The organism is Streptomyces sp. NPDC002537, assembly GCF_053594975.1.
Genome location: NZ_JBSFWT010000009.1, coordinates 99308 through 123015, shown reverse-complemented (window position 1 = coordinate 123015; position 23708 = coordinate 99308). Strand labels below are relative to the sequence as shown.

The window sequence follows — 23708 nt, the reverse complement described above, 5'->3', positions numbered from 1 at the left end:
CGAATTCGGGCAGGAAAATGGGGACGACCCCGGAACCGTCAATTGGTTCCGGGGCCGACCCCATTGCCGTGGACGCCTATGGCGTCGTTATGCGTCCTTCGAGAGGTTCGGGCCCGCGCCACCGGCGGCGGACTCGACCGGCGGGGTGTCCGGCAGGGCCGACTTCTCCTCGCCGCGGAAGGTGAACTTCTTCTCCTCACCCTCGCCCTCGGTGCCGACGACCACGATGTGGCCGGGACGGAGCTCACCGAAGAGGATCTTCTCCGAGAGGATGTCCTCGATCTCGCGCTGGATCGTGCGGCGCAGCGGGCGGGCACCCAGGATCGGGTCGTAGCCCTTCTTCGCCAGCAGCGACTTGGCCTCCGAGCTGAGCTCGATGCCCATGTCGCGGTCCTTGAGCCGCTCGTCCACCTTGGCGACCATCAGGTCGACGATCTGGATGATGTCTTCCTCGGTCAGCTGGTGGAAGACCACCGTGTCGTCGACACGGTTGAGGAACTCGGGCCGGAAGTGCTGCTTGAGCTCTTCGTTGACCTTCGCCTTCATCCGCTCGTACCCGGTCTTGACGTCGCCCTGGGCGGCGAAGCCCAGGTTGAAGCCCTTGGAGATGTCCCGGGTGCCGAGGTTGGTCGTCATGATGATGACGGTGTTCTTGAAGTCGACCACGCGGCCCTGGGAGTCGGTCAGGCGACCGTCCTCCAGGATCTGCAGCAGCGAGTTGAAGATGTCCGGGTGGGCCTTCTCGACCTCGTCGAAGAGGACCACGGAGAACGGCTTGCGGCGCACCTTCTCGGTGAGCTGGCCGCCCTCCTCGTAGCCCACGTATCCGGGCGGGGAGCCGAAGAGCCGGGAGACGGTGTGCTTCTCGCTGAACTCCGACATGTCGAGGGAGATCAGCGCGTCCTCGTCGCCGAAGAGGAACTCGGCGAGCGTCTTGGACAGCTCCGTCTTACCGACACCGGACGGGCCCGCGAAGATGAACGAGCCGCCGGGGCGCTTCGGGTCCTTGAGGCCCGCACGGGTGCGCCGGATGGCCTGGGAGAGCGCCTTGATGGCGTCCTTCTGGCCGATGACGCGCTTGTGCAGCTCGTCCTCCATGCGCAGCAGGCGGGAGGACTCCTCCTCGGTCAGCTTGAAGACCGGGATGCCGGTGGCCGTGGCGAGGACCTCGGCGATCAGGTCGCCGTCGACCTCGGCGACGACGTCCATGTCGCCGGCCTTCCACTCCTTCTCCCGCTTGGCCTTCGCGGCGAGGAGCTGCTTCTCCTTGTCGCGCAGGGAGGCGGCCTTCTCGAAGTCCTGCGAGTCGATCGCGGACTCCTTCTCCCGGCGCACGTCGGCGATCTTCTCGTCGAACTCGCGGAGGTCCGGCGGCGCGGTCATCCGGCGGATGCGCATCCGGGAACCGGCCTCGTCGATCAGGTCGATCGCCTTGTCCGGCAGGAAGCGGTCGGAGATGTAGCGGTCGGCCAGGGTGGCGGCCTGGACCAGCGCCTCGTCCGTGATGGAGACCCGGTGGTGGGCCTCGTAGCGGTCGCGCAGGCCCTTGAGGATCTCGATGGTGTGCGGCAGCGACGGCTCCGCGACCTGGATGGGCTGGAAGCGGCGCTCGAGGGCGGCGTCCTTCTCCAGGTGCTTGCGGTACTCGTCGAGCGTGGTGGCACCGATGGTCTGCAGCTCACCGCGGGCCAGCATCGGCTTGAGGATGCTGGCGGCGTCGATCGCGCCCTCGGCGGCGCCTGCACCCACGAGGGTATGGAGCTCGTCGATGAACAGGATGATGTCGCCGCGGGTGCGGATCTCCTTGAGGACCTTCTTCAGGCGCTCCTCGAAGTCACCGCGGTAGCGGGAGCCGGCGACCAGGGCACCGAGATCGAGGGTGTAGAGGTGCTTGTCCTTGAGGGTCTCGGGCACCTCGCCCTTGACGATGGCCTGGGCCAGGCCCTCGACGACCGCCGTCTTGCCGACACCGGGCTCGCCGATGAGGACGGGGTTGTTCTTCGTACGGCGGGAGAGCACCTGCATGACCCGCTCGATCTCCTTCTCGCGCCCGATGACCGGGTCGAGCTTGGATTCGCGAGCGGCCTGCGTCAGGTTGCGGCCGAACTGGTCCAGGACGAGGGAGGTCGAGGGCGTGCCCTCGGCGGGGCCGCCCGCGGTGGCGGCCTCCTTGCCCTGGTAACCGGAGAGCAGCTGGATGACCTGCTGCCGGACCCGGTTGAGATCGGCGCCCAGCTTGACCAGGACCTGGGCGGCGACGCCCTCGCCCTCACGGATCAGGCCGAGCAGGATGTGCTCCGTACCGATGTAGTTGTGGCCGAGCTGGAGGGCCTCGCGGAGCGACAGCTCCAGGACCTTCTTGGCACGGGGAGTGAAGGGGATGTGCCCGGACGGGGCCTGCTGCCCCTGCCCGATGATCTCCTCCACCTGCTGGCGGACCGCCTCGAGCGAAATCCCGAGGCTCTCCAGGGCCTTAGCGGCGACACCCTCACCCTCGTGGATCAGGCCCAGGAGGATGTGCTCGGTGCCGATGTAGTTGTGGTTGAGCATCCGGGCTTCTTCCTGAGCCAGGACGACAACCCGCCGCGCGCGGTCGGTGAACCTCTCGAACATCGTTAATCGCTCCTCAGAGCGGTCAGGCAGTTAGGGGTCGGTCCCCTCCCTGTCCTTCCGCATGCTAGTCCCGCGGGACGGGACAGCTCATTCCAACTGCCGACATCCGTCCGGATCACCCCCGCGTCGGCGGGGAAACCTGCTGCCGAACAGCCGACAACTCCTCCAACCCGATGGTGGGAGACGATGTTCCCGCAGGCCAGGCATATACGCTCACCACCACTACGCCCATGGCGAACGCACGCTTGGCCCGACACGCCCGCCCGCCGCACCGCCGGGACCCCCGGTGGTGCGCCATGACCGCTGCTGTACCGCCTCTTTCCCACCGGGAAGGTCCTACCCGTACGCGCGCACGATCCATGCGGCGCGGCCTGCATCCCTCCGCTACGGGCGAACAACCTCGCGCTGCCCGGAGCCTCCGTACGCCCCTTGCCCCTTATACGGAGCGTTCCCAACTACCAACGCTGCGTAACCTCTTGGGCGCTTCTCAGTTGCACCGCGTATGACCGTTGCCCTCCCGCGCCCCTGCGGCCCCGCATCTCCATGGTGCCGGGCACGCCATTGGTACGAGCACGAGCTGAACTGGCCGACCGTGGGCGAGGCACCCCTGGAGCTGGTGACCGGGGTGCACTTCGACGTCCTCGACCTACCGCTGGACGCCGGCCTCGCGGTGCTGGCCCGAGCGGTCCGGACCGGGCCCGTCGCGCTCGACGTACGAGCGCGGAGGCTGCGGTTCCTGATCGCCGCGGGCAGCGCGGACGAGCTGCCGGGGCTGCTCGACTGGCTGGAGTGGGGCGGGGTGGCCCTGGATCTGGTCGCACTGGGGTCGGGCGGCCGGATGGTGGCGCCGGTGCCCGCCGGCGAGGGCCGCGGGCACCTCGTGGCGCTCGACTCGGGGAAGGCCGTGTGGGTACGGCCTCCCGAGCCGGGGGGCGAGGTGGAGCCGACACTGCCGGTGACCGGCCTCGGGGGCGATGGGGGCGCCCCCGATCTCGTACGGCTCGTGAGCGCGGCGGCGACGGAGTGCCACCGGGCCCGGTTGCTGCGCGCCGGGGACGCGCGCACGCGTCGGCCGACGGGAGATCAGCCGTTGGCCTTCTCGTACGCCTCACGGATGTCGGCGGGGACGCGGCCGCGGTCGTTGACGTTGTAGCCGTTCTTCTTGGCCCACGCGCGGATCTTCGCGGTGTCGGGGCTGCCGCCGGTGGCACCGGCGCGCGCCTTGCCGCGGGCACCCGCGGTGCGGCCGCCCGTACGGCGCGCCGACTTCACGTAGTCAGCGAGCGCGTCGCGCAGCTTGTCCGCATTGGCCGTGGTGAGGTCGATCTCGTAGGACTTGCCGTCGAGCGCGAACGTCACGGTCTCGTCCGCCTCGCCACCGTCGAGGTCATCAACAAGAAGGACCTGAACCTTCTGTGCCACGGGGAATCCTTTCAGTGGAAAATGGGATTACGGAGGAATAGCAAACCGCCTTTCTCTGAAAAACACAAACCCCCCGGGAAGGTTCAGCCCGCCTTCTGAGTGGGAACGATGCCTTCCGGAGGCGTGGGATAGGGGCGCGATTCGGACATAGGGACCGCGATCACAGATGCAGAAGCATCCGGCTGTTGCCAAGGGTGTTCGGCTTCACCCGTTCGAGACCCAGGAACTCGGCAACGCCCTCGTCATAGGAACGCAGCAGCTCGCTGTAGACATCGCCGTCCACCGGCGTCTCACCGATCTCCACGAAGCCGTGCTTCGCGAAGAAGTCGACTTCGAAGGTGAGGCAGAAAATGCGCCGGACGCCGAGCCAGCGGGCCGTCTGCAGCAGCTTGTCCAGTACCGCGTGGCCGACCCCGCCGCCCTTGGCCCTCGGGTCCACCGCGAGAGTGCGCACCTCGGCGAGGTCTTCCCACATCACATGGAGTGCGCCGCAGGCGATGACCTCGCCGTCGGTGTCCCGTTCGGCCACCCAGAACTCCTGGATGTCCTCGTAAAGCGTGACCGTGGCTTTGTCGAGCAGGATGCGCTCACGAACGTACGTGTTGATGAGGCGGCGGACCGCCGGAACATCGCTGGTCCGGGCACGGCGGACGGTGACGACTTTTGATAGCGCGGGCATGACCGGACGCTATCGCCCGGAGGCCCCGGTACCGTCGGCGGGCCCGTCGAGTTGCACGATGTGGATGGCGTCCCGGAGGGCTTCGCGCTGCTCGGCCGACATCATGCCGAAGAAGGCGACGAGTGCGGCCGCGGGGTTGTCACTCACGGACCACGCTTCGTTCATCAGTGCGGCCGAGTAGGCGGCCCGGTTGGAGACCGCCTCATATCGATAGGCGCGGCCTTCCGCCTCCCGCCGGACCCAGCCCTTCTGATACAGGTTGTCCATTACGGTCATGACGGTCGTGTAGGCGATGGACCGTTCCTTCTGAAGGTCTTCCAGCACTTCTCGAACAGTGACCGGTCGGTTCCAGTCCCACACGCGCGTCATGACGGCGTCTTCCAGATCACCCAGGCGTCGAACCACACGCGAATAATAGTGGGAGATGTCTAGAATGCCGGTTTATCGTGGCGCGAAAAAGGGCGTACGGCCGAGAATTGCAGTCTCGGAACGTACGCCCTGTGGACGTGATACGCCCATACGGGACCGGACGGCGCCGGGGACCGTTCGGCGGGAACTCGTGGGCCGTCGCCCTAGCGCGCCTGCTCGGCGCTCGGGGTGCGGGCCATGGCCGCGTCGACGATGGCGTCTTCCTTCGCCTTGTTCTCGCCACCCTGACTCTTGACGATCGTCACGATCAGCGCGATGAATGCGACCGCCATCACCACGGGCGGGACCAGCGCTGCGACATAGTCCATGGCCGTCGGCTCCTTCTGGTTCTGGATTCTGCGATTGTGCGCGACCCGTCCAGATTACGCGCGCTTCAGGCCGGACGGGCCGCGGGGTCGGAATCCGTCGCCGCGGGCGGCGGGGCGGCCTTGCGCCGCGGCGGAAACACCTCTCCGGGAGTGGGAATGGGGCGGTCCGGCCGGGGCGGCTTGGGCGCGGCCGGGGCGGGACGGGGCGCCGGTTTCGGCGCGGGCTTCGGCTCGGACTTCAGTTCGGATTTCTGCTCGGACTTCTGCTCGGGGCGGGAATCCGGCGGCCCGGCGGCCGTTCCGGCGGGCGCGGCCGCCGCACTCGCCGCGCGGCCGCCCGGGAGGGCGAGCAGGCGCGCACGGCGCGGCTCGGGCCGGGAGGCGGGCACCGCGGCGGCCCGGTCGGCCAGCCGCGCCCGCACGACGAGCTCGGCGAGGTGTTCGCAGCGGTGCAGCAGCGCACGGCGGCGGTCGGCCTCGGCACCCCCTGAGGGGCCCGTACAGAGCGTCCGCAGCGCCGTCAGGTCCTCCGGGCGGGGCTGGTAGCCCGCCGCGAGGGCGTCCTGGAGCCGCTCCGTGTAGCCGGCGGCGGCGCCGGGCAGGGCGTCGCGGTAGCGGGCGAGGTCGGCGAGGAGGAAGGCGCGCAGCCGGCCGCCCTCGCGGGCCGCCTCGTCCACGGCCTCCGCGAGCCGGAGGAACTCCCGCACCTCTTCGGCACGCTCGGGGCCCGGACGGCCGGGCACGGACTGGGGGTCGAGGGCGATGGCGAGGGCTCGGCGCAGCACGCGCAGTTCGTCCGCGCTGAATGCCATGCCGCCGCGTGATCCATAGGGCGTGGGCATGCGCCGACTTTAAGTGCTAAGCGGACAAATTTGGATGAGCTGGGTTTTTCGGGCGTGCCACGGTGTCGGGCGGCGCTCCACGGGCGCGGTGCGGCGCGTGGGGGGGGCGCGGCGGCGCCCGGGTCAGCGCTGTCTGCGGCGGGCGGCGCCCACCGCGATCGCTCCGGCCGAGAGGGCCGTGCCCGAGGTGGTGGCGATGAGGAGGGTGCCGTTGGTGCCGGGGTCGGCGGGGGGCTCGGGCGCCGTGGCCGGGTCCAGGATCTCCACGCGGATGACCGCCGAGTCGTTGGCGGGGTCCGGGTCGGGGGTGGCGCGCTCCCCGTCGTGGTCGAGGACCTGTACGCGGCCCTGCGCGCCGCCGACCTTCCGGTCGATGCGGACCTCGAAGCGCAGCGTCTCCGTGTCCCCGGCGGGGAAGTTCTCGCCGATCGCGCAGACGTACGTGGCGGGGCCGCCGGGCACCGCCTTCGCCACGCACGGCTGCCGCCCGTCGCCGCGCGGGGTACGGGCCGCGGTGATGGTGGTGCCCGCCGGAGGGATCACCTCGTACGCGCCGGCGCCGTGGCCGCCCCGGGTGACGGCGGGGCCGGGGCCGCCGTTCCTGACGCCCAGTTCGACCTCGACGGTCTGGCCGACGCGGCCGACGACGGGGTGGGCGACGGCCTGGTAGTCGGCGCCGGGTTCCGCGGCGCGGGCCGGGGCGGCGGCCGCCCCGACGGCGGCGAGGCCGGCTGCCGTTGCGGCTGCCGCCAGCCACCGACGCATTGTCCGCTTCCTGCGCATACGCTCCACGCCCATCATGTGCACGATCATGTCCCGCAGGTGACAGGACAGTTGGAGCGGGGGGTTGGTTGCGTCAACGGGTACGGCGTTTCCGTTTGCTCACAATGCCGTTTGCTCACATGCCGGACGGGCGATGCCGGCCTGCCCGGGACGCGGCCCCTGGGCAGGCCGGTGTCAGGACCGCGCCACGTTGCGTTCGTACACCAGGCGCAGGCCGATGAGCGTCAGCCAGGGCTCGTGCTCGTCGATGACGGTCGCCTCGCCCAGCACCAGCGGGGAGAGGCCGCCGGTGGCGATGACGGTGACGTCCTCGGGGTCGTCCGCGAGCTCGCGGGCCATGCGGGCGACGACGCCGTCGACCTGGCCCGCGAAGCCGTAGAGGATGCCGGACTGCATGGCCTCGACCGTGTTCTTGCCGATGACGCTGCGCGGGCGGGCCAGCTCGATCTTGCGGAGCTGGGCGCCCTTGACGCCCAGGGCCTCCACGGAGATCTCGATGCCGGGGGCGATCACCCCGCCCGCGTACTCCCCGCGCGCGCTGACCGCGTCGAAGGTGGTGGCCGTGCCGAAGTCGACGACGATGCACGGGCCGCCGTAGAGCTCCACGGCGGCGACGGCGTTGACGATCCGGTCGGCGCCGACCTCCTTGGGGTTGTCCATCAGGATCGGCACCCCGGTCTTGACGCCCGGCTCGACGAGGACCGCGGGCACGTCGCCGTAGTAGCGGCGGGTGACCTCGCGGAGCTCGTGCAGGACGGCGGGGACCGTGGAGCAGATCGCGATGCCGTCGATGCCGTCACCCAGCTCGTCGCCGAGCAGCGGGTGCATGCCCATCAGACCCTGGAGCAGGACGGCCAGTTCGTCGGCGGTGCGGCGGGGGTCGGTCGAGACCCGCCAGTGCTCGACGATGTCCTCGCCGTCGAACAGACCGAGGACGGTATGGGTGTTGCCGACATCGATGGTGAGCAGCATCAGGCGGTCTCCTCCCGGAGGTCCAGGCCGATGTCGAGGATCGGGGAGGAGTGGGTGAGCGCGCCGACCGCGAGGTAGTCGACGCCGGTCTCCGCGTACGCACGGGCGTTGACGAGCGTGAGGCGGCCGGAGGACTCCAGCATGGCGCGGCCCGCGACGAGTTCGACGGCCTCACGGGTCTGCTCGGGGGTGAAGTTGTCGAGCAGGACGAGGTCGGCGCCCTCGGCGAGGACCTCGGGGATCTGGTCGAGGCGGTCGACCTCGACCTCGACCGGCAGGCCGGGGAACCGCTCGCGCACGGCCCGGAACGCGGCGGCGACGCCACCGGCGGCGACCACGTGGTTGTCCTTGACGAGCGCGGCGTCCGAGAGGGACATGCGGTGGTTGACGCCCTCGCCGCAGCGGACCGCGTACTTCTCCAGGGCGCGCAGGCCCACGGTGGTCTTGCGGGTGTCGCGGACGGCGGCCTTGGTGCCCTTGAGGACGTCGGCCCACTCGCGGGTGGCGGTGGCGATGCCGGACAGCCGGCAGAGCAGGTTGAGCGCGCTGCGCTCGGCGGTGAGGAGGTCGCGGGTGCGGGTCCGCACGGTCAGCAGCCGCTGCCCGGCCGTGACCCGGTCGCCGTCCTCGACGTGCCGCTCGACCTCGAACTCGTCGGTGCAGACGACCGAGAGGATGGCCTCGGCGATCCGCAGTCCGGCGACGGTGCCGTCCTCCCGGGCGGTGAAGTCGCCGGTGGCGCGGGCGTCTTCGGGAATCGTCGCGACGGTGGTGACGTCCTCGCCGCCGTCGAGGTCCTCCTCGATGGCGAGGTGGGCGATGTCCTCGACCTGGAGCGGGTCGAGGCCCGCGGCCTCGAGCAGCTCGACGAGGGCGGGGTCGAGACCGCATTCCATGACGTCCGCCTCGAACGACTCGCCGCAGCCGCAGCCGTCACCGCAGCCCACGGCCGCTTCCTCCGCGGACGGGCCGATCTGGTGCAGGGGAAGGTCGTCGGTGGTGCTCACGGGGTCTCCTTGGGAGCGGCGGGAGTGGGGTTCGTCGGGACGGCTGCGGGGGACACCGCGGGGAAGTCCGCGGAGTCCGTGCGGGAAACCTCGAGCGTACGGTCGGGGCGCAGGGAGACCAGCAGGTGGCCGCGCCACGCGGTGTCGACGCGGTCGGGGAAGTCCTCGCGCCAGTGGCAGCCGCGGGTCTCCTCGCGGCGCAGGGCGGCGGCGACCAGGACGCGGGCGACGAGCAGGAGGTTGGTGGCCTCCCAGCTCTCGGTGCCGGGCTCGGCGGTCTTCCCGTCGGTCTCCAGCGCGTCGGCCGCCGCGGCGTGCAGCCGGTCGAGTTCGGCCGCGGCGCGCTGCAGGCTCTCCGCGGAACGGAGCACTCCGGCACCGTTGGTCATGATCCGCTGGACGGCGAAGCGGGCCTCGGGGGCGAGGAGAGGGGTGGCGGGCAGGTCGGCGGCGATGGCCTCGCCCGGGGCGCCGGTGGCGGCCACGGCGATGTCGGCCGCGATGCGCTCGGCGAAGACCAGGCCCTCCAGCAGGGAGTTGGAGGCGAGGCGGTTGGCGCCGTGGACGCCCGTGCAGGCGACCTCGCCGCAGGCGTAGAGCCCCGGCACGGTCGTACGGCCGTGGAGGTCGGTGCGCACGCCGCCGGAGGCGTAGTGCGCGGCGGGCGCGACGGGGATGGGCTCGGTCACGGGGTCGATGCCGTGGGTGCGGCAGGCGGCGAGGATGGTGGGGAAGCGGTGGGCCCACATCTCGGCGCCGAAGTGCCGGGCGTCGAGGTACATGTGCTCGGCGCCGAGCTCCTGCATGCGGCGCGTGATGCCCTTGGCGACGATGTCGCGGGGGGCGAGCTCGGCGAGCTCGTGGGCGCCGACCATGAAGCGGTGGCCGTCGGCGTCGACGAGGTGGGCGCCCTCGCCGCGGACCGCCTCGGACACCAGGGGCTGCTGGCCCTCCGCGTCGGGCCCGAGCCACAGGACGGTGGGGTGGAACTGGACGAACTCCAGGTCGGAGACCTCCGCCCCGGCGCGCAGGGCGAGGGCGACGCCGTCGCCGGTGGAGACCGGGGGGTTGGTGGTCGCGGAGAAGACCTGGCCCATGCCGCCGGTGGCCAGGACGACGGCCTTGGCGCGGACGGCGCCGACGCCGTCGTGGCAGCCCTCGCCCATGACATGCAGGGTGACTCCGGCGGCACGGCCCGTGGAGTCCTTGAGGAGGTCGAGGACGAGGGCGTTCTCGACGGTCTCGATGCCTGCCGCGCGGACGGCCTCGACCAGGGCGCGGGAGATCTCGGCGCCGGTGGCGTCGCCTCCGGCGTGGGCGATGCGGCGGCGGTGGTGGCCGCCCTCGCGGGTCAGCAGGATCTCGCCGGAGTCGTCGTCGGTGTCGAAGAGGGCGCCGGTGGCGATGAGGCGGCGCACCGCGTCGGGGCCTTCGGTGACCAGGGCGCGCACGGCTTCCTCGGAGCAGAGCCCGGCGCCGGCCACGAGGGTGTCGTCGAGGTGCTGCTCGGGGGTGTCGCCCTCGCCGAGCGCGGCGGCGATGCCGCCCTGCGCCCAGCGGGTGGAGCCGTCGTCGAGGCGCGCCTTGGTGACGACGGTGACGTGGGCGCCGGCGGCGGCGCAGCGCAGGGCGACCGTGAGCCCGGCGACGCCGGAGCCGACGACGACCACATCGGCGTCGACGGACCAGCCGGGCCGGGGTGCGTTCAGCCGTATGCCGGTCATCGCTGTGCTCCGGTTTCCACGAAAGCCGTTTCGGCGAAGGTCAGGGGGATGTTGTCGATGAGGCGGGTGGCGCCCACCTTGGCGGCGACGGCGAGGACGGCCTCACCGGTGTGGCCGTCGGGGACCTCGGTGAAGTCGGCGGGGTCGACGAGGGCCAGGTAGTCGAGGACGACCGGGGGCTCCATCCGTGCCGCGTCGTCCAGGATGGCGCGGGCGGAGCGGCGGACGGCCGCGGGGCCGCTGTCGGCCACCGCCGCGGCGGTGAGCAGGGCGCGGGATATCTCCAGGGCGGAGGCACGGTCGGCCTCGGAGAGATAGCGGTTGCGGCTGGAGAGGGCGAGGTTGTCGCCCTCGCGGACGGTGGGGACGCCGACGATCTCGACGGGGAAGTTGAGGTCGCGGACCATGCGGCGGATGAGCGCGAGCTGCTGGGCGTCCTTCTGGCCGTAGAGCGCGACGTCCGGCCGGGTGAGGTGCAGGAGCTTGGCGACGACGGTGAGCATGCCGTCGAAGTGGCCGGGGCGGGAGGCGCCTTCGAGGCGCTCGCCCATGGGGCCGGCGGTGATCCGCACCTGGGGCTCGCCGCCGGGGTAGACCTCGTCGACGGCGGGGGCGAGCACGATGTCGGCACCGGCCTTCTCGGCGATGTCGATGTCGGCGTCGAGGGTGCGCGGGTAGCGGTCGAGGTCCTCGCCCGCGCCGAACTGGAGGGGATTGACGAAGACGGTGACGACGACCTGGCCGTCGGGCCCGACGAGCTCACGGGCGGTGCGGACCAGGGTGGCGTGGCCCTCGTGGAGGGCGCCCATGGTCATGACGACGGCGCGGCGGCCGTCCCGGGGCAGGGCGTGGAGCTCTTCGGCCGTGCGGGTGAGCTGGATGGTCATGCGTTGCCTCCGTCCGCGAGGACGCCGAGCAGGTCCTCCGCCAGTTCCGGCTTGAGCAGGCCGTGCGCGAGTGCGCGGTCCGCGGTGGTGCGCGCCATGGCCAGGTATCCGGCGACGGCGTTGGGCGCGTGGGCGCGCAGCTCCTCGATGTGGGCCGCGACGGTGCCCGCGTCACCGCGGGCCACCGGGCCGGTGAGGGCCGCGTCCCCACTGCGCAGGACGTTGTCGAGCGCGGCGCCGAGGAGCGGCCCGAGCATGCGGTCGGGGGCGGCGACACCGGCGGTGCGCAGCAGCTCCATGGCCTGGGCGACCAGGGTGACCAGGTGGTTCGAGCCCATGGCGAGGGCCGCGTGGTAGAGCGGGCGGGCGCTCTCCGCTATCCACTCGGGCTCGCCGCCCATCTCGATGACCAGGGCCTCCGCGGCGAGCCGCAGTTCGTCGGGCGCGGTGACGCCGAAGGAGCAGCCCGCGAGCCGCTCGACGTCCACCTGGGTGCCGGTGAAGGTCATGGCGGGGTGGAGGGCGAGCGGCAGGGCGCCCGCCCGGCGGGCCGGGTCGAGAACGGCCGCGCCGTGCCGGCCCGAGGTGTGCACGATGATCTGCCCGGGGCGGACGGCGCCGGTCTCGGCGAGGCCGGCGACGAGGCCGGGGAGGACGTCGTCGGGGACGGTGAGCAGCACCAGCTCCGCGCGCGCGAGGACTTCGGCGGGCGGGACGAGGGGCACTCCGGGGAGCAGCTCGGCGGCCCGGCGCACGGAGGCGTCCGAGACCCCGGAGGCCGCCACGGGGCGGTGTCCGGCGAGTCGCAGCGCGGCGGCGAGCGGGGGGCCGACACGGCCCGCTCCGACGACGCCCACGGTGAGCCGGGCCGGGCGGTCCTGAGTGCTCGGGTGCTGCGGGATGGGTTGTGCGTTCACGCGGCGATGGCCTTCCGTTCCAGTCCTGGGCTCCCCCATGCCGCGCAGGCCAGGGGCGGGTACCGGACGATTCCTTCGTCATGCTACGCGAGTACGGGGTGGCCTCTTCCGTACGTCCCCAGCCCTGTGGAAAACCTGCCTGTGGATAACTCCGGGTGCGGGGTCGCGGTGGGTCATCATCGAGGCATGACGGGAGACGGACCAGTGCCAGGGGCCGGGGAATCCGGCGGGGAATTCGGCGGGGAATCCGGCGGGGAAGCCGGCGGGGAAGCCAGCGGGGAAGAGGTGCGGGAGATGAGGGAAGGGGTGGGCCGGGCCCGGTGGGCGGCGGCCGCGCGGGGCGCGGAGCGGATCCTCTCGGCGGGCCTGTCCGCGCCGACGGTGCGCGAGCGGCTGGCGGCCCTGGCCGCGGACGCCCCCGGCCCGGCGCTGGATCTGCCGTTGGACGCGTACGGGGACGGGGACGGGATCGTCGGCGAGCTGGAGCGCAGGGTCGCGGAGCTGCTGGGCATGGAGGCCGCGGCGTTCTTCCCGACCGGCACGATGGCGCAGCAGGTGGCCCTGCGGTGCTGGGCGGGGCGTACGGGCAGCGAGGTCGTGGCGCTGCACCCGATGTCCCATCTGGAGCGGGACGAGCGCGGTGCGTACGCGCGGGTCTCGGGCCTGCGCGCGGTGCACCCGACGCACGCGCCGCGGCTGCCGACGGCCGCGGAGGTGCGTGATCTCGACGAGCCGTTCGGGACGCTCGCGCTCGAACTGCCGTTGCTGCGCGCGGGCTTCGTCCTGCCCACGTGGGAGGAGCTGGTGGCGGTCGTGGAGGCCGCCCGCGAGCGGGACGCGGTGGTCCACTTCGACGGGGCGCGGCTGTGGGAGTGCCCGGCCCGTTTCGGGGTGGGGCTGGCCGAGGTGGCCGCTCTCGCCGACTCGGTCTACGTGTCCTTCTACAAGTCGCTCGGCGGCATATCGGGGGCCGCGCTGGCCGGTCCCGCGGAGCTGGTGGAGGAGGCGCGTGCCTGGCGGCACCGGTACGGCGGGAACGTGTTCCAGCAGTGGCCCGCGGCGCTCGCGGCGTTGACGGGGCTGGAGCGGGAGCTGCCCCGGCTGCCGTCGTACGTGGCGCACGCCGAGGTGGTGGCGGCGGCCGTGGCGGAGGCGTTCCGGACAGCGGGGGTGCCGTGGTTCCGGGTGAGTCCGGAGGTGCCGCACACCCATCAGTTCCAGGTGTGGCTGCCGCATCCGGTGGCGGTGCTGGACGAGGCCGGGGTGTCGCTGGCCGAGGAGACGCGGACGCTGGTGTTCGGCGGCTGGTACGCGTCCGAGGTGCCCGGTCTGTCGATCACCGAGGTCACGGTCGGCTCGTCAGCCCTGGGCTGGACGTCCGAGGCGGTCGTCGAGGCGGTCGGTGCCTTTCTGGCCCGGGTGGCGGCGGGCTCCGGAGGCGCAGGCCGATAGGGCATCGGGCGCGGGGGCGGCGGCTGCGGGCCGGCCGGCCGGTCGTGCGGGGGTGCGGGTCTCCTGGCGCGGGAGGGCCCCCGGGAGCAGGAGGCGGAGCAGTGCGCGCCGACGGGCCCGGCGGGCGGCGGCCCGCTCGTCGACGACGGCCCGGAAGTCCCTCCAGGTGCGGAATTCGCGGATGAGGCGGAGCTCGCCCTCGCCCGGGGAGGATGGCGCGGGCTCATGGTGCTGGGCGGTGCGGTAGAGGTCGAGCATGTGCTGCTGGGTGGCGTTCATGGCTCCACCCTGCGCCGGTCGCGGGGCCTTCGCCGTGTGGATTGACAAGGACCGTCAATCGACGGCCCGACCTGCGAGGAGAGAGGCACGATGGGCGCATGAGCGTGGACATCGACATCACCGGCCTGCCGCTGGAGCGCATCCAGTTCTGCCCGTCGCCCCTCGCGGAGCTGGGCGCGATGCTGCACGCGCTGGCCGAGCCGGGCCATCACCCGGGGCTGCACGGCTGGGCCACCGCCACCGCGTCCTCCCTCCAGCCGGATCTCGCCGACAGGCTGACCGAGGCGGACTTCCTGTGGCGCTCCTCGCGCTCGGACTTCCTGCTGCCCGCCGTCCCCCGGGCCACGCTCGCCGAAGAGCTGGACGACCTCGACCGGATGGACGACGAGGCCTTCGTCTCGGCGGCCTTCGAGATCACCTGCCACCCCGGCTACGAGAAGGGGTGGCCCTCCCCGTTGGTCGACGCCGGGCAGCGGGCGCGGGTGCTGGAGCTGTCCGCCGCACGCGGGCCGCTGCAGGCGGCGTTCGCGGCCCGCGTGCTGGAGGACCCCACCACGCTGCGCGGCTGGCTGCGGCGGCTCTTCGAGGACTGCGAGCAGGCGTTCTTCGGCGACAACTGGCAGCGGGTCCGGGTGCAGCTGGCCGCCGACGCCCGGCACAAGGCGGAGCTGCTCCGGCGCAAGGGCCTCGCGGAGGCCCTCGGAGCGGTCTCCCCCGCGATCTCGCTCAGCGAGGACGGGTCGCGCATCGTCATCGACAAGTTGACGGTCGGGCGGACCACCGCGGCACGCGGGCGGGGAGTGGTCTTCCTGCCGACCGCGTTCGGCTGGCCGCACCTGTTCGCCGTCCACCGCTCCGGCTGGAAGCCGGTCGTGCAGTACCCGGTGACCGCCGCCGAGCTTCCCCAGCCCACGGCCCCGCACCTGGTGCAGCAGCGGCTGGAGGCGCTCTCCCACCCGGTGCGGATGCGGCTGTGCCGCACCCTCTCGCGCGGCCCGCACACCACAGGAGAGCTGGCCGCCGCGTACGGCCTGACGCCGCCGGAGGTGTCCCGGCACATAGCCGTGCTGAAGAAAGCCGGCCTGCTGGGCACACGGCGGCGGGGCCGCTACGTCCTGCACCAGCTGGACCTGACGACGGTGGCACGGCTGGGCAGCGACTTCCTGGAAACGGTGCTGCGCTGATCCCGAGCGGTCCCGCGAGGGAGCCTGGGTACTCATCCCACGCGGTAGACCTGCCCCGTCTGCCGTCCCTCCACCGAGCGGACGTACGCCTGTGCGACGCGCGCGGCGGGGACCGGTTCCATGCCGGGGAAGAAGGCGCCGTACGCGGCGACCGACTCCGCCACGATCGTCGGGCTCACGGCGTTGATCCGCTGCGGCGGCAGCTCGATGGCGGCGGCCCGGACGAACGCCTCCACCGCCCCGTTCACGGCGGAAGCGGCGGCGCCCGCCGGGATCGGCTCGTGCGTCAGGATTCCGCTGATCAGGGTGAAGGAGCCGTGCGGAGGCAGGTGCCGGGCGCCCTGGCGGACCAGCTCGATCTGACTCAGTGCCTTCCCCCGGAAGGAGGTGGCGAAGTCGTCGGCGGCCAGTTCACCCAGTGGCTTGAAAACGGCGTCGCCCGCCGCGCACACCACCGCGTCGAGCCCCGTCACCTGCCCGTAGAGGCCCGCCACCGCCTCGGGGTCGGTGATGTCGCAGACGATGTCGCCCTTCGTCCGTCCGACGGTGACCACGTCGTGGCCACGGTCGCTCAGAGCCGTGCGCACCGCGGTACCCAGGGTGCCGGAGGCACCGACGAGGAGAATCTTCATTGCCGACCTTCCAGAAAACGAACGGAATCGAGAACCGCGGGGCGGCCGCCCCGCGGACAACCCCGACGCTAGAAGGCCACCCCCGCATCCGGAAATACCTTCTGCGCAGCGACTATGCTCCGGACGCATGGATGATGTGGAGCTGCGGCACCTCAAGGCCCTGGTCGCCATCGCCGACGAGGGCACGGTCACCGCGGCGGCCGCGCGGCTGTGCCTGACGCAGCCCGCGCTGTCCCGTACGCTCGCCCAGCTCGAACAGCGGGTCGGGGTGCGGCTCGTCGACCGCTCGTCCCGCCGTCTGGCCCTGACCCCGGCCGGGAGCACGCTGCTGGAGCACGGCCGGGCGATCCTCGCCCACCTTGACGCGGCGCTCGCCGACACGGCGGCCGTCTCCCGGCCGCTGCGGCTCGGCTACAACTGCGCCGTCCTCGGTCGGCAGACCGTGCCCCTGCTGCGCTCCTGGCGCCGGGACCACCCGCACGTCCCGCTGGAGCTGCGCCGGATGGACAACCGCACCGCCGGCCTCGCCACGCGCGAGGTCGACCTGGCGATCCTGCGCGTCCGGCCCACCGACCCACGTATCGAGGCGGAGGCCCTCTACCTGGAGGAACGCGTCGCCGCCCTCCCCGACGACCATCCGCTCGCCGCCCGCGACACGGTCACGGCGGCCGAGCTCCACACCGAGACCCTCGTCGTCTGCCCGGAGACAAGCTCGGCCGGGGTCGAGCTGTGGCCCCCGGACCTCCGGCCGCTGCGGACGGTCGAGGCACGCAACGTCGACGAATGGCTGACCGTGGTCTCCGCCGGTCAGGCGATCGGCCTGGCGGCGGCCGGCACGCGGGAGAGCCACGCGCACCCGGGCGTCCGCTACGTCACGGTCACGGACGCCCCCGCCGCGACGGTGTGGCTCGCCCGCCCGGCGCGGCCGACGCACCCGGCGACGGATACGTTCCGCGAGGCCGTACGGGACGTGGTCAGCGGCTGATCAGCCGCAGGAACCCTTACTGCGGCTACTGCCCCGCTCCCCCGCCGGCCCGCACCAGGCCGCTCTCGTACGCGAGGACGACGACCTGCACCCGGTCGCGCAGGCCCAGCTTGGTGAGGATGCGCCCCACGTGGGTCTTGACCGTGGCCTCGGAGAGGACCAGGCGCCCGGCGATCTCACCGTTGGAGAGGCCCTGCGCCACGAGCATCATGACCTCGCGCTCCCGGTCGGTGAGCCTGCCGATCTCCGCGCTCGTCGGCTCGTTTCCCGTACTGGGCAGCATCGGGGTGAAACGGTCCAGCAGCCGCCGGGTCGTGCTGGGCGCGACCACCGCGTCACCGCTGTGCACGGCCCGGATCGCGCCGAGCAGTTCGGCGGGCGGCACGTCCTTGAGCATGAAGCCGCTCGCGCCGACCTTGAGCGCCGAGAAGGCGTACTCGTCCAGGTCGAACGTGGTCAGGATCAGCACCTTCGGCGGGTTCTCCTGCGCGCAGATGCGGCGGGTCGCCTCCACGCCGTCCAGCCGGGGCATGCGCACGTCCATCAGGACGACGTCCACCTCGGTACCGGCCAGCACCTCCAGCGCCTCGGCGCCGTCCCCGGCCTCGGCGACGACGTCCATGTCGGGCTGGGCGGCCAGCACCATACGGAAGCCGGTACGGAGAAGCGCCTGGTCGTCGACGAGCATGACCCGGATGGACATAGAGATCCCTTTCTGGACCGGATGCGTACTACACCGGATGTGTACTACGGAGCAGCGGTGCGGGGCGGTCAGCGGCCGCCCGGCTTGGCGGGCAGGAGGACGCTGATCCGGAAGCCGCCGCCGTGCCGGGGCCCCGCGTCCAGCGTGCCGCCCACCATGCCGACACGCTCGCGCATGCCGATGAGGCCGTGGCCCATGCCGTCGGCGCCGCCCGACTCGTACAGCTCGTGCTGCGCGCCCCGGCCGTCGTCCTCGATCAGCAGTCCCAGCCCGTCGTCGAAGTAGGTCAGGCACACGCTCGCGCCGACGTCCGGCCCGCCGTGCTTGCGGGTGTTGGTGAGCGCCTCCTGCACGATGCGGTACGCGGTGAGCTCGACGCCGCTCGGCAGCGGTCGCGCGGCGCCCTCCACCCGGAAGTCCACCGGCAGGCCCGCGCGCCGCACCTGTTCGACGAGATCGCCGATCTGCTCCACGTCGGGCTGCGGCACGTACTCCCCGCCCTCGCCGCCCTCGTCCGTGCGCAGCACGCCCAGCAGCCGGCGCATTTCGGCCAGGGCCTGCCGGCCGGTGCCGGAGATCGTCTCCAGGGCCTGCTTGGCCTGTTCGGGCGAGGCGTCCAGCACATACGCGGCGCCATCGGCCTGCACCACCATGACCGAGACGTTGTGCGCGACGACGTCGTGCAGCTCGCGGGCGATGCGCGCGCGCTCGGCGGTGACCGCCAGCTTCGCCTGCTGCTCGCGGTCCTTCTCCAGCTGCTCGGCGCGCTCCTCCAGCTGCGCCCAGTACGCGCGGCGGGTGCGCATCGAGTCGCCCATCACCCAGGCGAGGACGAAGGGGATGGTCAGGAGCACCGCCGTGGTCCCGGTCCGGAAGACGTCCGTGTCGTGCATCCAGCGCAGCGTGGCGAGCGAAGGGGCCAGCAGGCCGCCGATCAGCGCCAGCCGTGAGGCCCACTTCACATGGCCGGAAGCGACCGTGTAGACGATCGCGAGCATCGCGAAGTCGTACACGTTCGGCTGGATGTCGAGCACGAGCTGCACCACGCCGGTGGCGATGGTGAGCAGCAGCATCTTCTCCGGCGCCCGCCTCCGCAGGGCGATCACCAGGCACAGCGCGATCGAGACGGCGGCGCCGCCGAGCCGGTGGAGGGCACTGCCCGACTGTTCGGCGACCGCGAGCCCGCTCATGCAGAACAGCAGCAGAGCCCAGGAGGAGTCCACACCCGTCGGGTGCCTGCGGAGAAAGTCGTAAAGGCGCTGCACGTCACCCAGCGTAGGCATGTCGCGTACGTGCCGGGGTCAACCGGACGATCGATCCGACGGCGCCCCGCCTACTCCCCAAGGTGGAGGCGGCTGGCCCGCCCGGGGCGCATAGCGTGTGCGTATGGCAAGCGGAACCAAAACCTGGCGCGCCGCCACGGAGGGCGCCCTCTACGGCCCGAAGGGCTTCTACCGACGTCCCGAGGGCCCCGCCGGGCACTTCCGTACCTCCGTGCACGCCTCGCCGCTCTACGCGGGAGCCGTAGCGGAACTGCTGCGGCGGGTCGACGAGGCGCTGGGGCACCCGGCGGAACTGGCGTTCACGGATGTCGGCGCCGGCCGGGGCGAGCTCCTGACCGGAGTGCTCGCGCGGACCGGGCCCGAACTGGGCGCACGGCTGCGCCCGTACGCCGTGGAACGCGCCGGGCGCCCCCCGGGGCTCGACGAGCGCGTCACCTGGCTGGGCACGGTCCCGGAAGGCGTCGACGGGCTGATCTTCGCCAACGAGTGGCTGGACAACGTGCCGGTGGACGTCGCCGAGGCGGACGCGGAGGGCACCGCGCGCCAAGTGCTCGTCCAGGAGGACGGCGAGGAACTCCTCGGCGCGCCCGTGTCGGGCGCGGACGCCGCCTGGCTCGCCCGCTGGTGGCCGCTGGACGGGGCGCCGCCCGGCAGCCGCGCCGAGATCGGCGGTCCGCGGGACGCCGCCTGGGCGCGGGCCGTGGGCAGCCTGCGGTCCGGGCTGGCGGTAGCCGTCGACTACGCGCACGAGCGCGCCGGGCGGCCGCCGTTCGGGACGCTGGCGGGGTTCCGGGACGGCCGCGAGGTCCGGCCGGTGCCGGACGGTTCGTGCGACATCACCGCGCACGTCGCCCTGGACGCCTGCGCGGGCCCCGGCAGCTCCCTGCTGACCCAGCGGGAGGCCCTGCACGCCCTCGGTGTGGACGGCCGCCGTCCGCCCCTGTCGCTCGCCTCGTCCGATCCGGCCGGTTACGTACGGGCGCTGGGCGCGGCGGGCGAGGCGGCGGAGCTGACGGCCCCGGCCGGGCTGGGCGGTTTCGGCTGGCTCGTGCAGCCGGTCGGCGACGCCTGTGCCGGGCTGCTGGGGCCCGCCCACGGGCACCCGGACGGGGAAGGCTGACAAACTGTTCCCATGGCCCCTACCTCTGAGACGACAGTCGGCATCGGCGGCGCGGCGGAGAGCACCGACATGGTGCTCAACATCGGCCCGCAGCACCCGTCCACCCACGGTGTGCTGCGGCTGCGGCTCGTCCTCGACGGGGAGCGGGTCCTGGAGGCGGAGCCGGTCATCGGCTATATGCACCGGGGCGCGGAGAAGCTGTTCGAGGCGCGCGACTACCGGCAGATCGTCATGCTCGCCAACCGCCACGACTGGCTGTCGGCCTTCTCCAACGAGCTCGGGGTCGTGCTCGCCGTGGAGCGGATGCTCGGCATGGAGGTCCCGGAGCGCGCCGTGTGGACGCGGACGCTGCTCGCCGAGCTGAACCGGGTGCTCAACCACCTGATGTTCCTCGGCTCGTACCCCCTCGAACTCGGCGGGATCACGCCGGTCTTCCACGCCTTCCACGAGCGCGAGCAGCTCCAGACGGTGATGGAGGAGGTCTCGGGCGGCCGGATGCACTACATGTTCAACCGCGTCGGCGGCCTGAAGGAGGACCTGCCCGCCGGCTGGCTGGGCCGGGCCCGGCACGCGGTCGCCGACGTCCGCTCGCGGATGGACGTCTACGACCGGCTGGTGCTCGGCAACGAGATCTTCCGGGGGCGCACGCGCGGCGTCGGCGTGCTGTCGCGCGAGGCCGTGCACGCGTACGGGGTGAGCGGGCCGATCGCCCGCGCGTCCGGGGTGGACTTCGACCTGCGCCGCGACGAGCCGTACCTCGCGTACGGGGAGCTGCGGGACACCCTGAAGGTGGTCACGCGCGAGGACAGCGACTGCCTGGCCCGCTTCGAGTGCCTGCTGGAGCAGACGCACAACTCGCTGGAGCTCGCGGAGGCCTGCCTGGACCGGATCGCGGAGCTCGCGCCCGGCCCGATCAACCAGCGGCTGCCGAAGGTGCTGAAGGCGCCCGAGGGCGCCACGTACGCCTGGACCGAGAACCCTCTCGGCCTCAACGGCTACTACCTGGTGTCGAAGGGTGAGAAGACGCCGTACCGCCTCAAGCTGCGGTCGGCGTCCTACAACAACATCCAGGCGCTGACCGAGCTGTTGCCCGGCACGCTGGTCGCGGACATGGTCGCGATCCTGGGCTCGCTGTTCTTCGTCGTGGGCGACATCGACAAGTAGCGCCGAGTGGCGTCCGCGAGCCCGGGACCGGAACCGGGGGAACCCCGGGTTACGAGATCGCGCTCCGCAGACCGACGACGTCGATCTGCTCCGTCTCGTCGTGCGCGGTCAGGTCGATGACGCCCTCTTTGGCACCGGCGTCACCACCGGCCTCCGCCTCCGCCGCTGCCTCCGCTTCGGCTTCGGCGAGCGCCTCTTCGCCCACGACGTCCGCCAGGTCCGTCTCCTCGACGGGCCGCGCCGCAGGCCGCTGGGTGCCGAAGAAGTCGAACCCGCCCTGCGTACGGGACGCGGGCCGCCGTGCGGGAGCCTGCTGCGGCACGATGGCGGCGGCGACGGACGCGACGGGGGCGTCCTTGGCCGCCTCGACGGACTTGACGGACTTGACGGCCTCGACCGTCTTGCCGGCCTCAACAGCCTTGCTGTCCCTGACGATCTCGGCGATCTCGCCGACCCTGACGAACTTGGCCGGCTTGACGGGCTTGGCGGGCTTGACGTCCTCGGCGGGCTTCGCGTCCGTTGCGGGGGGCGTGGGGGCCGTGGGGACAGCCGCCTTGCCGCTCCCGGCGTCCGCGGCCGCGGTCACGGCCGTGACCGCCTCGGCACGCTCGGCGGCCTTCAGCTCCAGGTTGCGCAGCGCATCCGCGGCGGCGCGGTACGCGGTCGCGTCGACGGGCGTCCCGGCCGTCCCGGCCGTCCGCACCGCGTCGGGCGTCTTCGCGTTCGCCTGGCCCGCCGCGCTCTTCGCGCCGCGCGCCTGACGGCGGCTCTCCAGGGCGCTGGCCCGGCCGGTCTCCGCCGCGGCGTAACGGCGCAGCAGGTCGGCGTGTTCGGTACGGAGCCGGGCCAGTTCGGCGCGCTTGCCGCGCAACTTGGTCTCCAGCCTGGCCCGGCCGGCGCGGGTCTCCTCCAACTCGTTCTCGAGTTCGGCGATGCGCTCGTCGGTCTTCCATTCCTCGCGCACCTGGGCGGCGGTGAGCTGGGCGACCCGTTTTCCTGCGGAGCGGTCCCAACGGCGCGTCAGCACGGCGCCGAACACCGCGGCGGCGGCAGCCGCTGCGGCGAGGCCCCGGATGACGACCGTTTCACCTACCACCCAGGCGCCGGAAGCGGCAGCGACCGATGTCGCGGCGACCAGCGTCGGGGGGAGCAGCCTGTGCAGGGCGGGTGAATGGCGATGGCGTCCTCGTGGCATGGCCTGAAACTTACCGTGCGTCGCCTCAGGAGTGTGACTCCACCACCAAACTCTTCCCTTGATCTTACTTCTCTCCTACTTCTTCTCCCCCGTCAGCAACCCTTTGTCCTTGAGGTACTGAGCCGCCACATCGGCGGGCTTGAGCCGCTGTGCGTCCACCTTCTTGTTGAGTTCGGTGAGATCGGCCGTGGTCAGTACCTTGTTGAGCTTGCCGAGGGCATCGGCGATCTTCTGCGCGCCGGCCTTCTTGGCATTCACCACGGGGAGCACGTTGTCGGAGTTCTGCAGCTTCTTGTCGTCCTCCAGCAGGACCAGGCCGAACTGCTCGAGAGTGGCGTCCGTGGTGGTGGTCAGCACCATCTGGTCCTTGCCGGACTTGACCGCCTGCTTGGCCTGGGTGCTGCCGACCTCCAGCGGGTCGATACCGGTGACGGCGATGCCGTAGGTCTTCTCCAGACCGGGCTGGCAGAAAGGCCGCTGCGGGCATTCGTCACCCGCCGCGAGCTTGACCTTCTCCTTTGCCCTGCCCAGGTCGGAAAGGGTCTTGAGCTGGTGTTTCGCGGCGAACTCGGCGGTGACCGCGAAGGCGTTCTGATCGACGGCCCGGCCCGCGTCCAGCACCTTGAGGCCGCGGGGTTCGGCGAGTTTACGGAGCGCCTTCACCGTGGCATCGGCGTCGGCCGACGCGACGGCCGGCGCATCCTTGCCGTTCTGCTTCTTGTTCAGGAATTCGGCGAGTGTGGCGGCATACTCCGGAACCACATCGATCTTGCCGTTCTCCAGCTCCGGCTCATAGAGCTCGCGGGCGTCCACGGTCTTGACGGACGTCGAATATCCGGCGTCCTTCAGCAGCCCGGCATATATCTCCGCGAGCACCTTGGACTCGGTGAAGGACGCCGATCCGATGACCAGCGATCCTTCACCACCGGCGGCGGAATTACCCCCTCCACCGGACTTCTCCAGACTGTCGCCGCCGCACGCGGCGAGCCCCGCCGTCAGGGTGACGACGCCGGCCGCCGCCAGCAGGGCGCGGGTGGTCCGCGCTCGACACGGGGTCCTGCTCATCGTGAACTCCATCCAGTCGGTCGAACGTCCGGTACGCCCGGATGCCCTTGATCAGTCGTCACC

At 72.1% G+C, this 23708-nt stretch carries 24 protein-coding genes; 6 read left to right on the top strand and 18 right to left on the bottom strand.

Annotated features, from left to right (window positions below; genetic code table 11):
• Positions 1-87: 87 nt before the first annotated feature.
• Entirely contained in the window at positions 88-2613 is a 2526-nt protein-coding gene (locus tag ACWD4A_RS07005) for an ATP-dependent Clp protease ATP-binding subunit (RefSeq protein ID WP_451190381.1), read from the bottom strand.
• A 502-nt stretch (positions 2614-3115) separates the two neighbouring features.
• Between ACWD4A_RS07005 and ACWD4A_RS07000 the strand changes: the two genes are divergently transcribed.
• Positions 3116-3766: an SCO3374 family protein gene (locus ACWD4A_RS07000; protein ID WP_451190380.1), complete on the top strand. Its 651-nt coding sequence runs from the start codon at positions 3116-3118 to the stop codon at positions 3764-3766.
• Here the strand turns inward: ACWD4A_RS07000 and ACWD4A_RS06995 are convergent.
• From ACWD4A_RS06995 to ACWD4A_RS06945, 11 genes are all read right to left on the bottom strand, one after another.
• The gene (locus tag ACWD4A_RS06995) at positions 3697-4035 is read right to left on the bottom strand and encodes a histone-like nucleoid-structuring protein Lsr2 (RefSeq protein WP_451190378.1); all 339 of its coding nucleotides are present in this window, start codon (positions 4033-4035) and stop codon (positions 3697-3699) included. The genes ACWD4A_RS07000 and ACWD4A_RS06995 overlap by 70 nt on opposite strands.
• A gap of 160 nt (positions 4036-4195) precedes the next feature.
• A complete protein-coding gene (locus tag ACWD4A_RS06990; protein WP_451190376.1) occupies positions 4196-4714 on the bottom strand; it encodes an amino-acid N-acetyltransferase in 519 nt (172 codons plus the stop codon).
• A gap of 9 nt (positions 4715-4723) precedes the next feature.
• Positions 4724-5119 (bottom strand): BlaI/MecI/CopY family transcriptional regulator, encoded by a 396-nt coding sequence (locus ACWD4A_RS06985; RefSeq protein WP_451190375.1) that lies wholly within the window; start codon positions 5117-5119, stop codon positions 4724-4726.
• Positions 5120-5286: 167 nt separating this feature from the next.
• Positions 5287-5451: a hypothetical protein gene (locus ACWD4A_RS06980; protein WP_451190373.1), complete on the bottom strand. Its 165-nt coding sequence runs from the start codon at positions 5449-5451 to the stop codon at positions 5287-5289.
• 65 nt (positions 5452-5516) lie between these two features.
• Positions 5517-6293, bottom strand: coding sequence for a hypothetical protein (locus ACWD4A_RS06975; protein ID WP_451190371.1), 777 nt, complete (start codon positions 6291-6293; stop codon positions 5517-5519).
• 123 nt (positions 6294-6416) lie between these two features.
• A complete protein-coding gene (locus ACWD4A_RS06970) occupies positions 6417-7106 on the bottom strand; it encodes a hypothetical protein (RefSeq protein WP_451190369.1) in 690 nt (229 codons plus the stop codon).
• A gap of 144 nt (positions 7107-7250) precedes the next feature.
• Positions 7251-8048, bottom strand: coding sequence for a type III pantothenate kinase (locus ACWD4A_RS06965; RefSeq protein ID WP_451190367.1), 798 nt, complete (start codon positions 8046-8048; stop codon positions 7251-7253).
• The gene (nadC, locus tag ACWD4A_RS06960; protein WP_451190364.1) at positions 8048-9055 is read right to left on the bottom strand and encodes a carboxylating nicotinate-nucleotide diphosphorylase; all 1008 of its coding nucleotides are present in this window, start codon (positions 9053-9055) and stop codon (positions 8048-8050) included. The genes ACWD4A_RS06965 and nadC overlap by 1 nt, the downstream gene beginning before the upstream one ends.
• The gene (locus ACWD4A_RS06955) at positions 9052-10779 is read right to left on the bottom strand and encodes an L-aspartate oxidase (protein ID WP_451190361.1); all 1728 of its coding nucleotides are present in this window, start codon (positions 10777-10779) and stop codon (positions 9052-9054) included. The genes nadC and ACWD4A_RS06955 overlap by 4 nt, the downstream gene beginning before the upstream one ends.
• Entirely contained in the window at positions 10776-11666 is an 891-nt protein-coding gene (panC, locus tag ACWD4A_RS06950) for a pantoate--beta-alanine ligase (protein WP_451190358.1), read from the bottom strand. The genes ACWD4A_RS06955 and panC overlap by 4 nt, the downstream gene beginning before the upstream one ends.
• Complete coding sequence (locus ACWD4A_RS06945) at positions 11663-12583, bottom strand: Rossmann-like and DUF2520 domain-containing protein (protein WP_451190355.1); 921 nt, start codon at positions 12581-12583, stop codon at positions 11663-11665. The genes panC and ACWD4A_RS06945 overlap by 4 nt, the downstream gene beginning before the upstream one ends.
• A gap of 186 nt (positions 12584-12769) precedes the next feature.
• On the opposite strand from ACWD4A_RS06945, the gene ACWD4A_RS06940 reads away from it, so the two are divergent.
• A complete protein-coding gene (locus ACWD4A_RS06940) occupies positions 12770-14035 on the top strand; it encodes a threonine aldolase family protein (protein WP_451190353.1) in 1266 nt (421 codons plus the stop codon).
• Here the strand turns inward: ACWD4A_RS06940 and ACWD4A_RS06935 are convergent.
• On the bottom strand, positions 13943-14314 hold the full coding sequence (locus ACWD4A_RS06935) for a hypothetical protein (RefSeq protein ID WP_451190351.1): 372 nt from the start codon (positions 14312-14314) through the stop codon (positions 13943-13945). The genes ACWD4A_RS06940 and ACWD4A_RS06935 overlap by 93 nt on opposite strands.
• 98 nt (positions 14315-14412) lie before the next feature.
• Here ACWD4A_RS06935 and ACWD4A_RS06930 point away from each other — a divergent pair, with 98 nt between their 5' ends.
• Positions 14413-15498 carry a DUF5937 family protein gene (locus tag ACWD4A_RS06930; protein ID WP_451190350.1) on the top strand — a complete coding sequence of 362 codons (1086 nt, stop codon included), beginning with the start codon at positions 14413-14415 and terminating at the stop codon, positions 15496-15498.
• 32 nt (positions 15499-15530) lie between these two features.
• Here ACWD4A_RS06930 and ACWD4A_RS06925 read toward each other — a convergent pair whose 3' ends face one another.
• The gene (locus ACWD4A_RS06925) at positions 15531-16130 is read right to left on the bottom strand and encodes a short chain dehydrogenase (RefSeq protein ID WP_451190348.1); all 600 of its coding nucleotides are present in this window, start codon (positions 16128-16130) and stop codon (positions 15531-15533) included.
• Positions 16131-16257: 127 nt separating this feature from the next.
• Here ACWD4A_RS06925 and ACWD4A_RS06920 point away from each other — a divergent pair, with 127 nt between their 5' ends.
• A complete protein-coding gene (locus ACWD4A_RS06920) occupies positions 16258-17115 on the top strand; it encodes a LysR family transcriptional regulator (protein WP_451190345.1) in 858 nt (285 codons plus the stop codon).
• A gap of 25 nt (positions 17116-17140) precedes the next feature.
• Here ACWD4A_RS06920 and ACWD4A_RS06915 read toward each other — a convergent pair whose 3' ends face one another.
• Complete coding sequence (locus ACWD4A_RS06915) at positions 17141-17818, bottom strand: response regulator (RefSeq protein ID WP_451190343.1); 678 nt, start codon at positions 17816-17818, stop codon at positions 17141-17143.
• A 68-nt stretch (positions 17819-17886) separates the two neighbouring features.
• Complete coding sequence (locus ACWD4A_RS06910) at positions 17887-19083, bottom strand: sensor histidine kinase (protein WP_451190411.1); 1197 nt, start codon at positions 19081-19083, stop codon at positions 17887-17889.
• 121 nt (positions 19084-19204) lie between these two features.
• Between ACWD4A_RS06910 and ACWD4A_RS06905 the strand changes: the two genes are divergently transcribed.
• Both ACWD4A_RS06905 and ACWD4A_RS06900 read left to right on the top strand, forming a co-directional pair.
• Positions 19205-20221, top strand: a complete 1017-nt coding sequence (locus ACWD4A_RS06905) for an SAM-dependent methyltransferase (RefSeq protein ID WP_451190340.1) — start codon at positions 19205-19207, stop codon at positions 20219-20221.
• A gap of 12 nt (positions 20222-20233) precedes the next feature.
• Positions 20234-21385, top strand: coding sequence for an NADH-quinone oxidoreductase subunit D (locus tag ACWD4A_RS06900; protein ID WP_451190338.1), 1152 nt, complete (start codon positions 20234-20236; stop codon positions 21383-21385).
• Positions 21386-21434: 49 nt separating this feature from the next.
• On the opposite strand, the gene ACWD4A_RS06895 is transcribed toward ACWD4A_RS06900, so the two are convergent.
• Positions 21435-22580 (bottom strand): hypothetical protein, encoded by a 1146-nt coding sequence (locus tag ACWD4A_RS06895; RefSeq protein WP_451190336.1) that lies wholly within the window; start codon positions 22578-22580, stop codon positions 21435-21437.
• Positions 22581-22655: 75 nt separating this feature from the next.
• Positions 22656-23645: an ABC transporter substrate-binding protein gene (locus ACWD4A_RS06890; protein ID WP_451190334.1), complete on the bottom strand. Its 990-nt coding sequence runs from the start codon at positions 23643-23645 to the stop codon at positions 22656-22658.
• Positions 23646-23708 lie beyond the last annotated feature (63 nt).